Below are 13,057 nucleotides of genomic sequence, written 5' to 3' on the forward strand. Positions count from 1 at the left end.
CCTTTTAGACGAGCAACTGCGCCCAGTCGATCGGAGTGCTTTCGCCCAGGGCGAAGCCTTTGCCAGTCAAGGCCAGGTTGGCGTTGTAGGCCGAGTCCTGAGTGAAGTGGGCGGACCATTTTTCACGCAACGCACTCAGGGCCTGCGGCGCCTGCGACAGGTCGCCCGAATGAATCACCTGGACCAGCGGCGTCCACACGGTGAGATAACCCGCCTGCCCGGCCTTGAGGCACAAATCGACATCACTGAAACCGTCGCCGAAGGTCACGTCGTCCAGACCGCCCAAGGCGTCGAACAGGTCTTTGCGCACCATCAGGCACACCTTTGAGACGGCGGAGTAGTTCTGCTCCACCACCAGTCGCTGCATGTAGACGCTGGCGTCGTATTCTTCCCCGACAAAGGCCGAACCGACACCGCCGTTCAAGCCCAGAATCAGACCGGCCTGGGCGATCTTGCGCTCACGATCAATCAACTTGGCACCGACGATACCGACTTCCGGACGCTGGGCATGGTTGAGCAACGACTCGATCCAGTTCGGGTTGACCACTTCAGCGTCAGCGGCCAACAGCACCAGGTACTCGCCCTGAGCCTGCTGACTGGCGGCGTTGCACGCGGCCGCGTCGCTCAAGGGTTGATCCGCAAACAGGACCCGCACCTTGGCGTTCTGCAGCGTGCCCAGCCAATCGTTGACGGCCGCCGACTGATTCGGGTTGGCCGCGATGAGCATTTCATAGCGGGTGTATCGGGTTCTGAGCAACACGCCTTCCAGGCAGCGTTGCAACTCAGGCAGATCATCCCCGGCAGGCACAATGATCGAGACCAGCGGCCGTTCGGTATGGCGGTAATCGATCTGATAGGTGCCCGGCACCGACGACGTGATCTTGGCCTTGTAGCCACGATTGCCCAGGTGTCGCAGCAACGCCTGACGCTCATGCGGGTTTTCTTCCAGCGCGGGTGCCTGGGTGATCAGCAACGGCTCGTCCAGATGCGCCAGACCGCCGAGACCGCCCTGTTCAATGATGCGCAGCAGCACGTCGAATTCCAGCGCCTTGCTGAAATCGGCTTCGTAACCACCGACCTCAAGCAGCACGTCCCGACGAATCAGCCAGTGCCGCGCCATCAGCGCCGGCAGGCTTTGCAGCAGGTCAAGGTTGAAGCCAGGGCGGAACACATCCACCAGCGCACCATTGGCCATTCGCTGGATTTCGTCGGTGGCGACCGCTCGCACATCGGTCGCCGCCATCAGCTCCAGACTGGCGCGCAACAGCCCGCCAGCGGTGAACTCGTCACCCGCTTGCGCCAGCAACAGCCAGTCGCATGCCGACTGCCGGGCGCTCTGGTTGAGCTTGTCGACAAAGTTGCCCTGGGTGACCCGGACAAAGTGCAATGTGTTGTGCCCGGTGGTCGCCGCTGGCGGTTCACCGGTGGTGAAGACCACGATTTTGAAGGCTTTGCCATGCCCCTCGACCAGGCTGTCGAGGGTGACTTGCACCTGGTCGATGTTGTTGTCGAGGTCGAGCACAAAGATGCCGAACTGCGGGCCGCCATCGTTCGCGGCCAGGTGCCGGGCAATTGACTCGGACTGCTCGGCATCGGGCTGTCGCGGCGCCAGCCATTTGAGCAGGCGGCCGGACTGCATCTTGTCGAAGGCCGCTTGTTGCGTATCGACCGATACGGCCTCGAGGCGAGCGAGCCAGTCACGCAGGGTTTGCGCGTCCTCCTCCTCGCCCAGCAGCCCCAGTTGCGCCGCCAGGCGTTTGACCACGGTGCGGTTGAACGCATTGCAGTCATGGGCCATCCACAACCGGTCGACCACACTTTCCGGCGTATCGTTGTTGCGCGCGCGCAGCAAGTGTTCCTGCTGTGTCCACACACCTTCCAGGCCTTGCAACTGGACGCGACCGGCCGGCATGGCGTGCATCAGGAATTCGAAGTGCGTCAACTGATCGAAAAACGCCTGATTGTAAAACGGCATTTCGACGTACTGCTTGGGCCCGAAACGACGCTGAGGACCTGGCTCGGCACTCGTCCATGCGGACTCGATGATCAATTCGGCCGTCAGTGCACGCCCCTTTCGCAGGCCATCGGCCATCGCCGCGAAGGTTTGGAGCACGACCTGCGCCCCCTGCTCTGGGTCCGGATCACCCACTTGCGTGGTCAGCCCGGCCAGGAAACCGGCGAAGTCTTCGCGCTCGGCGACCGATTTGGCGTCGGTATAGGCCAGCGAGTGGAAAATCTCGGTCTTGTGGTCGGAGTGCTCGTAGTTGATTTCACGCACGACATAGGGGATTGGCAGAATGCGCGCCTTGCCACGTGCCAGCATGTAATACGTATGGCCGACTTCCTGCCACTGGAAGCTGGTTTGCTCCGGCAGGACTTGATACCAATCATGCAGCAGCGCGGTGCGCTGCACGGCATAGAACGGCGGGAGGTATTGCTCCATGTAATCCCGGGTGCGGGCCTGGGCACATTCCGCCGAATAATCTTCACAGACTTTCTTGTCGCGCCGGTAGTAACTGACGCCATTGGCCAGCGCCAGGTACATCATGCTGTAGCCATGGCACAAGGCGTAGTCGGGGTTGGCCATCATGAATTCGGTGGCTTCGTACAACGCGTCATGCACATGGAAGTCATCGTCGGCGGCGAACACCATGAACGGTGTGGTCACTTGCTCGACGCCATACGCCAACTTCGCGCGAATCCCCCAGTAACCGAACTGCGGCAGGTGCTGATAGTCCACGTTCGGGAATTGACCCGCCATGGCTGGATGGGCCTGGGCCGAGGAGTCCAGTACGAGAATCCTGCAGGGCAAGCTGCTGTAAAAACGTACCGCCCGCCGCAGAAAGGCCGGGCGTTCGTGAGAGATCAGCACCACGGTCAACTGTTCGTTGAGCGCCAGCCCGTGTTCAGAATTGTTCTTGCCTTGCATAAATGTCCCCACAACCGGCCGTTAGCCGAAAAAACCCGACGATGTTGTTGATTAACGTACGCGACGCAGGTAGCCATCCGGCGCGACGGTGATCAGCAATTTGCTGTGAATGGCCTGGTCGATTTCGAAATCGCGGTTTTCTTCCAGGTAGGCCCACACGGCGGTTTTCGGGTTATCCCCCTTACCCCATGGACGGTCCGGGAACGCGTCTTCCGGCATGTCTTCAACCACGGTGTCCATCACCACGCAGTAGCTGCCCACCGAGACCATCGGCGCGTAGGCGCGCAGTTCTTCGAGCACGTGTTCGTGGGTGTGGTTGGAGTCCAGCACCACCAGCACTTTCTTGCCTTCGATGCGCTGGCGAACCTGATCGACGATGGCCGGATCGATGCTCGAGCCCTGGATCATGTCGATTCGCTTGAACATCGGGTGCGCTTCGATCGCTTCACGGTTGTGCTGGCGAATATCGATGTCGATGCCCAGCACTTCGCCATGGCCCATCAGCTCCAGAATCGACGCGTAGAACACCAGGGAACCGCCGTGGGCGATACCGGTTTCGACGATGATGTCCGGGCGCAGCTCCCAGATGATCTCCTGCATGGCGACCATGTCCTGGGGGAACTGGATGATCGGGCGGCCCATCCAGCTGAAGTTGTAGGTGTACTTGTGTTTGGCGGTCGTACTGATCCAGTCCTGCGAGGCGGCTTGCAGGTCTTTGTCTTGTTGCAGGCCTTCGATGTTGTCTTTTACTTCTTCACGAAACTGTTCATGCGGATTCATCACACTCTCCAGAAATGGGCTGCGGCGGTTACTTGAAAACCCGGCCGTCTTGAAAGGAATCAGGGTTGGATTTGAGGACCTTGCCGGGGTTGCCGACGACGACCGCATAATCCGGAACATCTTTGGTGATCACCGCGCCAGCGCCGATCGTGGCCCAGCGGCCGATCCGGGTGCGCGGCAAGATGCTCGCATTGGTGCCGATGAACGTGCCGTCACCGATCTCGCAGCAACCGGAAACGCTCACGCCATGGGCAATGAACACCGAGTTGCCGATGTGGCTTTCATGGCCGATCAACGCGCCCATGTGAATGCTGCTGTTGTCACCAATGGATACTTCGGCCTGCAGCATCACGCCATCTTGCAGGTAGTTGCCCAGGCCGATGCGGGTCATGGTCAGGTCGATGTTGGGGTGCAGGAAGTTACCCAGCAGCCCGCCGGCCTCAACGATCTGGCAGGTGGTTTGATAACGGGTGGTCGTGCTGCCGGTGATCAAGTTGACGAAACGCACGTCGTCACCCTTGAGGTCCGCGACGCGGTCCAGGCCACCGACCACCGGCACGCCGTAGTACAACGTGCCTTGCTTGGCCGGGTCGTTGTCCAGAAACGCGAATTCGAGGTTGGGCGTTGCGCGTTGGACCGCCTGGATCATGCGGATCGATTCAGGGTTGGCCGCACCGAGTAGATAGACTTTCACAATTTCCCCTTGCTCATGAGAACACCGCGCACAACCTCGATGACCCGACGCTGATCGGCGTCCGTCATGTCGTGATAGCTCGGCAGGTTGATTGCACGCCCAGGCAACGCGAAGGCCACCGGCGTATTGACAGGTACGTCACAGAACATGGGCAACGACGACAGCGGCCAGAAGAACACCCGGGCGTCGATGTTGGCGGCCTGGAACGCCGCGATCAGGTCTTCGCGGGTGATCCCTGTGGTTTCATCGAACACCACCGTGGGCATCCAGTAACCGTTTTGCGAATGCGCTGGCTGCGGGTTCATCGACACACCCGGCAAACCGACCAGCGCCTGGGCGTAGTTGTCGAAGATCGCACGCTTGCGCTCGATCAGCTCCTCGACGCGCTCGATCTGCGCACAGCCGACCGCCGCCTGCAAGTTGCTCATCTTGTACTTGTAGCCGACAAAATCCGGCCAGAACTGACGCGTGCTGCCCGCGACGCGGCCATGGTTGGACAGGGTCAGGACGCGCTCGTACAAGGCTTTGTCCGAGCAGACAAAAATCCCGCCCTCACCGGTGGTCATGGTCTTGGTGCCATGAAACGAAAACGCACCAAACGCCCCCAGCGAGCCCGCCGGGCGGCCGCGCCATTGCGAGCCGATGGCTTCGGCGGCGTCCTCGATCACCGGCAGGTCGAATTCCCTGCCGATCTCCAGCAGTGCGTCCATGTCACACAAATTGCCGTAGATATGCACAGCGAGAATGGCTTTGGTCCGCGGGGTAATCGCGCGACGCACCTGCTCAGGGTCCAGGCACCAACTGTCGGGCAACACATCGACGAACACCGGGGTTGCGCCCAGGTACGTGATTGGTGCCGCCGAGGCGATCCAGTTGGTATTGGCCAGGATCACTTCGTCTCCCGCGCCGACGCCCAGTGCCGCCATGCCCATGTGCAAGGCACCGGTGCAGCTGGAGGTGGCAATCGCATAGGGCAAGCCCATGTGCTCGGCGAAAGCTTTTTCGAAGCGGGTCAGGTATTCGTAACAGCGCTCGCCCCAACCGTTCTGCACGGCATCGAGGGCGTAACGCGCTTCCAGCTCACCGACACTCGGTTTGGTGTAATGAATTCGGCTCATCGAATAATCAACTCGGGAATGGCGATGACAAAACGACCGTCCCAGGCACGAATGCCGGCAAACGCCTGGGTGATTTCATCCAGCAGGTTCCACGGCAACACCAGCACGTAGTCGGGTTTCTCGATCTCGATGCGTTCGGGCGAGACAATCGGAATGCGACTGCCCGGCAGGTACTTGCCCTGCTTGTGCGGGTTGGCATCAGCGACCCAGGCCAGCAGGTCCGGCTTGACCCCGGCGTAGTTGAGCAAGGTGTTGCCCTTGGCGGCGGCGCCATAGCCGACGACACGTTTACCGTCGGCCTTGGCCTGCAACAGGAAGCGCAGCAGCTCGTGCTTGATGCGCTCCGCCGCCGGCGCCAGGGTCGCGTAGTACTCGGGGGTTTTCACACCCGCCGCGAGTTCGGCCTGCAACTGCCGTTGAACGGCAGGCTGGACCTCGCGACGCTGGCCATCGGCGCGCTGGACGAACACCCGCAGCGAACCGCCATGGGTCGACAGCTGGCTGACATCGAACACTTCCAGGCCATTGCGCTCGCACAAGGTTTGCACGGCCGTCAGGGACAGGTACGAATAGTGCTCGTGATACAGCGTGTCGAACTGCTGGCCGGCGATCAGCGTCAGCAGTTGCGGAAATTCGAAGGTCGCCACGCCGGTCGGTTTGAGCAGGGTCGCAAAACCGCCGAGGAAATCATTGATGTCCGGGACGTGGGCCAGCACGTTATTGGCGGCCATCAGGTCGGCGGACCAGCCTTCCGTGGCCAGTTGCGACGCCGTCTCGCGACCGAAGAACAGTTCACGAATCTCCAGGCCTTTTTCCCGCGCCGCTTGCGCGGTGCTGCGGGTCGGCTCGACACCCAGGCACGGAATGCCGCGCCCGGCGACGTACTGCAACAGGTAACCGTCGTTGGCGGCGATTTCCACCACGCGGCTGTCAGCCGTCAAGCCAAAGCGCTCGACCATCTCCGCCACATAGCGCTCGGCATGGGCCAGCCAGGTACTGGAGAACGAACTGAAATAGGCGTATTCGGCGTCGAACAGGCTGTCGGCGCTGGTGTAATCCTCGGTTTGTACCAGCCAGCATTGTTGGCACACCGCGACTTTCAGCGGCACCCACTGCTCGGCCTGCTCCAATTGATCGGCGCGTACATAGGCATTGGACGGCGGCGAGGTGCCGAGGTCGATCAGCGGCAAGGCCAGCGGCGCAGCGCAACCACGGCAGTTCATAGACGCACTCCGGCGAAGTGTTCGTCGAGCACGGGATGGCTCGCGTCCCGGGCTGACAGATTATTGACAGGCAACGGCCAGGCAATCGCCAGCCGTGGATCGTTCACCGACACACCGCCCTCATGGGCCGGCGCGTAGTAGGCGCTGTGCAGGTACAGCAACTCGGCGTCATCGGTGAGGGTCTGGAACCCGTGGGCGAACCCGGCCGGGATCAACAGGCTGCGACCGTCACCGGCGCGCAGGTGTTCGGCGTGCCAGTGCAGGAAGGTCTCGGAGTCGGGGCGCAGGTCCACCGCCACATCCCAGACTTCACCGCGCAGGCAAGTGATCAACTTGGCTTCCGGGGCCTCGGCATTCTGGTAATGCAAGCCGCGCACACTGCCGCGCTCGCGGGTGCAGGAATGGTTGATCTGACGGATATGAAACGCCTGGCCGAAGGCGCTCAGGCTGCCCTCGCAGAACAGCCGGGCGAAGTGCCCGCGATCATCTTCAAAGCGTTTGTGCTGCACGCTGAACAAGCCGTTCAGCGGCAATGCTTTCAGTAAAAACTCGCTCACAGTGCGCCTCGGTACAGGTTCAACTGGCTCAGCGTGACGCCGCGCATGTCATCGCCGTTTTGCCACGCCAGATGCCAGTCGAGGGTCTGCGTCAGGCATTGCTGCAACGACCAGCGTGGCTGCCAGCCGAGCAGTTGCCGGGCACGGCTGCTGTCGAGGCGCAACAGGCCGGCTTCATGCAGATCACTCGGTTCGATGCGCAAGCCACGGGCTTGCGGCCAGCGGCTGGCGAGCAGTTCGACCACTTCGCCAACGCTGCACATGTCCGCCTCGCTCGGGCCGAAGTTCCACGCACCAGCGTAGTCCGGGCCTTTCTCGTAAAGCCCGGCCGCCAGTTGCAGGTAACCGGCCAGCGGCTCCAGCGCGTGCTGCCACGGGCGCACGGCTTGCGGGTAGCGCAGGGTCACCGGCTCGTTGGCCGACCAGGCCTTGAGCACGTCCGGGATCAGTCGCTCCGGCGCAAAGTCGCCACCGCCCAACACGTTGCCGGCGCGGGCCGTGGCCAGGGCCAGACCGTGTTCTTCATAACGCTCGGCGGCGAAAAACGACGCGGCATAGGATTGCGCCAGCAATTCGCAGCAGGCCTTGCTGCTGCTGTAGGGATCGTGGCCACCGAGGGCTTCGTCTTCGCGGTACGGCCACAGCCATTCCTTGTTGGCGTAGACCTTGTCGGTCGTCACCAGCACGCAGGCGCGGACGCAGCCGACCTGGCGGATCGCTTCGAGCAGGTTCAGGGTGCCCATGACGTTGCTGGAATAAGTGCCCAACGGGTCGCGATACCCTTCACGCACCAGCGGCTGTGCCGCCAGGTGCAAGACAATCTCCGGCTCGGTGTCGGCGATCAGTTCCAGCAAAGCGCCGAGGTCACGCAGGTCGCCCCGCTGATCGTTGATGCCTTCGTGCACGCGCGCCAGTTCGAACAGGCTCGGCTCGGTCGACGGATCGAGGGAAAATCCGCTGACCTCGGCGCCCAGGCTTTGCAGCCACAACGTCAGCCAACTGCCCTTGAAACCGGTGTGCCCGGTGACCAGCACCCGTTTGCCGCGCCAGAATTGCGGGCTCAGTCCCATTGCTTCCATGGGGCCTCCCCGCTCTGCCACAGTGCTTCGAGGTGGTTCTTGTCGCGCAGGGTGTCCATCGGTTGCCAGAAGCCGTCGTGCTGGAACGCCATCAACTCACCGCGTTCGGCCAGGCCATCCAGCGGCCCCGACTCCCACGACGTGTCGTCGCCGTCGATCAAGGGCAAGACCTTGGGCGACAGGACAAAGAAGCCGCCATTGATCCAGCCACCATCGCCCCGGGGTTTTTCGGTGAAGCCAAGGACGCGGTCGCCATCGCGATTCAGCGCACCGTAGCGGCCTGGGGGTTGCACGGCCGTGACGGTCGCGAGCTTGCCGTGTTCAAGGTGGAAGTCCACCAGGGCCCCGATATTCAGGTCCGAGACACCGTCGCCGTACGTAAAACAGAAGGCCTGCTCGTCTTCGACGTAACGCCGGGCGCGGCGCAAACGGCCGCCCGTCATGGTGTCTTCGCCAGTATCAATCAGCGTGACGCGCCATGGCTCGCTGTAGTTTTGGTGCACATCCATGCGGTTGTTGCACATGTCGAAGGTGACGTCAGAGGTGTGCAGGAAATAGTTGGCGAAGAAGTCCTTGATCGCGTAGCCCTTGTAACCCAGGCAAATCACAAAATCGTGGATACCGTGGGCGGAGTACTGCTTCATGATGTGCCAGAGAATTGGCTTGCCGCCGATCTCGATCATCGGTTTGGGTTTGAGGTGCGACTCTTCACTGATGCGAGTGCCCAGTCCGCCCGCCAAAATAACTGCCTTCATCCCTCTTCCCCTCTTGTTCGTCACAGGGCCCGGCCACGCTGTATCAAGCGTTGGCGGGCCATCTGGATAAAACGCTGAACGCCGCGCCTGGCACCGCCGGCAACGCCGCCAGTGCTCTTTTTATGGCGATATGGAGGGGGACTTGCAGGAAACGCGCCAGCTCTTTCAATCGCCTAATGCCAGTCAGGCAAGCGAAGGGATTGGCGATAAACAACCTGTGGCGAGGGAGTCGGGCACCTCGATATCACAGGCAACAAAAAGGCGACTCGAAAGTCGCCTGTTTTGGAAATGGCATCGGCAAAACGATCAGTCCGCCAGCCAGCCATTCTCCCAATAACGCAGGTTGTCCCCACGCAACACGTAGTCACGCAGGACCACCTCGCGCAACTCATCGCCCATGCGATAGCTGGCATCCGGGTCGGCCAGGTGCATGCGGATCGCTTGCAGCCATTCGTCCGTGGAGTTGGTCTTGACCCGGGTGCACGGCAGGTAACCGCGATAGGCCTCGGTATCGGTGCAGATCACCGGATAGCCGCACGCGCCGTACTCCAGCAGGCGCAAGTTGCTCTTGCAGTCGTTGAAGATGTGGAATTCAAGGGGCGCCAGGGCCAGGTCGAGGTTCAGGCTGGCAAGTTTGGCCGGGTAGATATCCAGCGCGATCACGCCGTGGAACTCATGCATGAACGGCAGCAAGTCATCCGGGCACATGCCGAAGAACACCCAGTCGACTTCATTGGCCAGTTCGCGCACCACATCGGCAATGATCGCCAGGTCACCGTGGTGACTGGTGCCGCCGCCCCAGCCGACGCGAGGTTTTTTAGAGGTCCGGCGCTGACTGCGCAGGTCACTCCACAAGTGCTTGGCGAGCATGTTCGGGACCACGCGAATGTCATGGTGCATGTCCGACAGCGCATTACCCAGCGGCTCGGTCGACACCACGACGCGGTCGCACATGCCGATGGCCCGCCGGACCAGTTTTTCCATGTCGTCCTTGCCCGGCATGTTGCGAATATGCGCGTTGCGGTGTGGAACATTGATGACGTAGTCATCCAGCTCATAAATCCGGCGGGCACTGGAGTACTTTTGCAGGGCCGGGATTTCTTTGATCGAGGCCTCGGAATAGCGCCCCTGCAAGACGATCACGTCAGGTGACTGACGCTCGATTTCAATAATCGATGGCAAGTTGTAGTGGATGCAGCCTTGCGCCCTGCCCGCCGCTTCCAGCTCGATCAAGGGCTGGGTCACTCGGTAGTGACCGATGGCAGAGGAGTTGGCCGGCACCGCCAGCACCCGTGGCAGTTGGGGCTTGGTAAATGGACTCCAGCCGCTGCGCAGGCCCGGGTCGAGACTGAAACTGGTCCCGGTCGGACCGTTCAATGCCAGGTTGGTGTTATAGGCCGGATCCCGCGCAACCAAGGGGAGCCAGCGCTTATAAAACACTTCCTGCTCCTGGCTGCGCAACGCGTCATCCGAGGCCTGCGCCGCCACGGCCGGCTGGACGCCGAACGCCAATCGGGCAAACGGCGTCCAGACCACCAGGTAACCGTCGCGACCGACACGCAGGCACAGGTCGACATCACTGAGCGATAGCGCAAGGTTCTGCTCGTCCAGACCACCGACCGCGTCAAAAATGCTTTTGCGGATCATCAGGCAATCGCTGCCGACCGCGCTTAAATCGTGAGCGGCCTGCAACCGGTACATGTACCCCGACGCGTGCACCGGCTCACCGTGAAACGGCACACCGGCGGGCCCTTGCAGACCCAGGATCAGGCCGGCGTGCAACACGCGACCATCCGGGTTGAACAACTTGGCACCGACCACGCCGACTTCCGGACGTTGCGCGTGATTGAGCAGCTCACTCAGCCAGTCGCCGTCGACGATCACCGTGTAAAGGTTGAGCAGCAGGACATAGTCGCCCCGGGCCTGTTCGACGGCGAAGTTGCGCACTGCGGCGCCATTGCCCTGGGCCGGATAGCTGAGCACACGGACCCGCTCACCGCCCAGCTGCGCCATGCCGGCCAGCCATTCCCGAGCCTCGACACTCTCGCTGCCGTTGTCCACCAGCAGCAGTTCATATTCGCTGTAGAGGGTCTTTTCCAGCAGGCTTTCAATACAGCGCTGCAAGGCCATGACATGGTCCTTGCAGACGATGATGATCGATACCAGCGGCCGAGCCACATGCTGATAATCGACCCGATTGAGCAGCGCCGAGCTACCGCTGCGAATGCCATGGGCGATCCCCAGCCGATCCAGGTGAGCTTCGAGCACCAGCGGGTTGGTGTCGACCACTTCGGGCAGTGACAGCCACTTCGCCAGGTCGAACGTCGATTCCAGCAAGACCTCGGCCACATGGCCGATCACCTGCGGGCCTTTATGCTCGACCATGCGCCAGAGCACATCGTGGGGGGCCAACTCGCCGTAACTGGAATGAAAACCGCCCAGGGCCAGGAAACCTTCGCGCTCGAACGCCAGGGCCCTGCCGACGTAGGGGTAGCTGCGCATGAGGTCCAGGTTAAAGTCGGGCTTGAACGCCGGGCTGGCAGACTCGCCCTGCAGCAAACTGCCTTCGTCGCTGTACAGGCACGTCAGCGCGGGCGTGAGGGCAATTCGCTCCGCCATCGCCAGCAAGGCCGGCGGAATCAGACGGTCGCCCGCACGCAGCAGATAGAACCAGTCAGCCCCGTCGAGTTGCGGCAGCAGATCATTGACTTGCTGCTGCCAGTCATCTTGCAGTGGCAAGCGGAACACCCGCCCATCCAGTTCAGCCTCGGTGCAGGAGGTGGACAGCACCAGGGTCAGTTCGGGTGCGTAATCCTGCGCAGCCAACGACTCCAAGGTGAACTCAAGGGCCGAGCGGCTGCCGAGGCTATCGACAATGATCGGGACGATTTTAGGGTTGTACGGCCAACTCGCCAGGGCATCCGGCAACTGCTTGCGCTGCCCGTCAGTCAAGGTACGACAGGACAGCCACTGCGCATACAGCTCGGAAAAACTGACGCTGTTGACGCCGACATGCCACTCCTGATTGCTCTGCTTGGTGCCCAGGGTTCGGCTCAGGGGCAACTCTTCCCAGACACGCGGCAACTCGTCGGCCTTGGTCAGTGGCAGGTAGCGCACCCAGCCGGGGGCCGGCGCCGATTCGCCGCTGCGCGCCTTGAGCATCTGCAAGACCCACTGGCGCTCGACTTCCAGGGCATCCTTCATCGGTTGCTGGCCACTCAAGCGCTCTGGATACAGGCGTTCGACACTCAGCACGTGATTGGAGACCACGACGTTGCCACGGCGCAGCAGGCACACATACAAGGCAAAATCGAGGCTCGCGACAAAGCAGTGACCCGCCTGGGTCAGGGCTGGCAACAACTCCAGCACATCGCGACGACGGAACAGCGCATTGCTGAAACCACCAAGGATATTGACCGGGAAGTTCTCGAAAATCGCCAGCAGGTCCTCGCCCTTGAACAAGCCGCACAACGGTGACAGCGGCGTGTTTTCAAGCCGCGAAGGCAGGGCCAGATCATCCGCGTCCCAGAACAGGCGCTGGGCCAATACCAGATTGACCTCTTCAAGATGGGCGAGCACGTGGGCCTGACGCTCGATACAGGTCGAGAACAGCTGATCATCGTCACACAGAAATTTGATGAACTCGCCTTGCGCTTCCTCCAGACACTGCGCCAGGTTACCCACCAGCCCCAGGGTCCGCGGGTTACGCACGTAGCGCGCCGCCACGCCGGTCTGCTCGCTCAGCGAGGTGACAATGTCCTCGATCTCATGACCGCGACTGTCGTCGCAGACGATGATTTCGAGATTGCCGTAGCTCTGGCTCATGGCACTGCGCAACGCCCGTTCGAAGAAGCGCGGGTTGAAGGCAGGAATGACCAGGCTGACAAGGGGGAGTGAATTCACGGCGGGCTCACAGGCGGTG

At 61.7% G+C, this 13,057-nt stretch carries 9 protein-coding genes; all 9 read right to left on the reverse strand.

Features of this window, described 5'->3' with window-relative positions; translation table 11 throughout:
• Positions 1–4 precede the first annotated feature (4 nt).
• The gene (locus FQ192_RS01325; protein ID WP_149657041.1) at positions 5–2,929 is read right to left on the reverse strand and encodes a TIGR00180 family glycosyltransferase; all 2,925 of its coding nucleotides are present in this window, start codon (positions 2,927–2,929) and stop codon (positions 5–7) included.
• A 51-nt stretch (positions 2,930–2,980) separates the two neighbouring features.
• Entirely contained in the window at positions 2,981–3,709 is a 729-nt protein-coding gene (locus FQ192_RS01330; RefSeq protein ID WP_149657042.1) for a cephalosporin hydroxylase family protein, read from the reverse strand.
• Positions 3,710–3,737: 28 nt separating this feature from the next.
• Positions 3,738–4,403, reverse strand: coding sequence for a DapH/DapD/GlmU-related protein (locus tag FQ192_RS01335; protein WP_133839160.1), 666 nt, complete (start codon positions 4,401–4,403; stop codon positions 3,738–3,740).
• A complete protein-coding gene (locus tag FQ192_RS01340; protein ID WP_149657043.1) occupies positions 4,400–5,521 on the reverse strand; it encodes a DegT/DnrJ/EryC1/StrS aminotransferase family protein in 1,122 nt (373 codons plus the stop codon). The genes FQ192_RS01335 and FQ192_RS01340 overlap by 4 nt, the downstream gene beginning before the upstream one ends.
• Positions 5,518–6,744 (reverse strand): class I SAM-dependent methyltransferase, encoded by a 1,227-nt coding sequence (locus FQ192_RS01345; protein ID WP_149657044.1) that lies wholly within the window; start codon positions 6,742–6,744, stop codon positions 5,518–5,520. The genes FQ192_RS01340 and FQ192_RS01345 overlap by 4 nt, the downstream gene beginning before the upstream one ends.
• A complete protein-coding gene (locus FQ192_RS01350; protein ID WP_149657045.1) occupies positions 6,741–7,301 on the reverse strand; it encodes a dTDP-4-dehydrorhamnose 3,5-epimerase family protein in 561 nt (186 codons plus the stop codon). The genes FQ192_RS01345 and FQ192_RS01350 overlap by 4 nt, the downstream gene beginning before the upstream one ends.
• On the reverse strand, positions 7,298–8,380 hold the full coding sequence (gene rfbG, locus FQ192_RS01355; protein ID WP_149657046.1) for a CDP-glucose 4,6-dehydratase: 1,083 nt from the start codon (positions 8,378–8,380) through the stop codon (positions 7,298–7,300). The genes FQ192_RS01350 and rfbG overlap by 4 nt, the downstream gene beginning before the upstream one ends.
• Positions 8,362–9,135, reverse strand: coding sequence for a glucose-1-phosphate cytidylyltransferase (gene rfbF, locus FQ192_RS01360; RefSeq protein WP_149657047.1), 774 nt, complete (start codon positions 9,133–9,135; stop codon positions 8,362–8,364). The genes rfbG and rfbF overlap by 19 nt, the downstream gene beginning before the upstream one ends.
• 306 nt (positions 9,136–9,441) lie before the next feature.
• Positions 9,442–13,038 (reverse strand): glycosyltransferase, encoded by a 3,597-nt coding sequence (locus FQ192_RS01365; RefSeq protein ID WP_149657048.1) that lies wholly within the window; start codon positions 13,036–13,038, stop codon positions 9,442–9,444.
• Positions 13,039–13,057 lie beyond the last annotated feature (19 nt).

Origin of the sequence: Pseudomonas sp. ANT_J12 (assembly GCF_008370045.1) — a bacterium.
In the GTDB taxonomy this organism is placed as follows: domain Bacteria; phylum Pseudomonadota; class Gammaproteobacteria; order Pseudomonadales; family Pseudomonadaceae; genus Aquipseudomonas.

What these genes read in the sequence shown, in the direction of transcription:
- rfbG (WP_149657046.1), bottom strand. Translation starts at nt 8,380, where the DNA reads ATGGAAGCAATGGGACTGAGCCCGCAATTCTGGCGCGGCAAACGGGTG.
- rfbF (WP_149657047.1), bottom strand. Translation starts at nt 9,135, where the DNA reads ATGAAGGCAGTTATTTTGGCGGGCGGACTGGGCACTCGCATCAGTGAA.
- FQ192_RS01325 (WP_149657041.1), bottom strand. Translation starts at nt 2,929, where the DNA reads ATGCAAGGCAAGAACAATTCTGAACACGGGCTGGCGCTCAACGAACAG.
- FQ192_RS01345 (WP_149657044.1), bottom strand. Translation starts at nt 6,744, where the DNA reads ATGAACTGCCGTGGTTGCGCTGCGCCGCTGGCCTTGCCGCTGATCGAC.
- FQ192_RS01340 (WP_149657043.1), bottom strand. Translation starts at nt 5,521, where the DNA reads ATGAGCCGAATTCATTACACCAAACCGAGTGTCGGTGAGCTGGAAGCG.
- FQ192_RS01330 (WP_149657042.1), bottom strand. Translation starts at nt 3,709, where the DNA reads ATGAATCCGCATGAACAGTTTCGTGAAGAAGTAAAAGACAACATCGAA.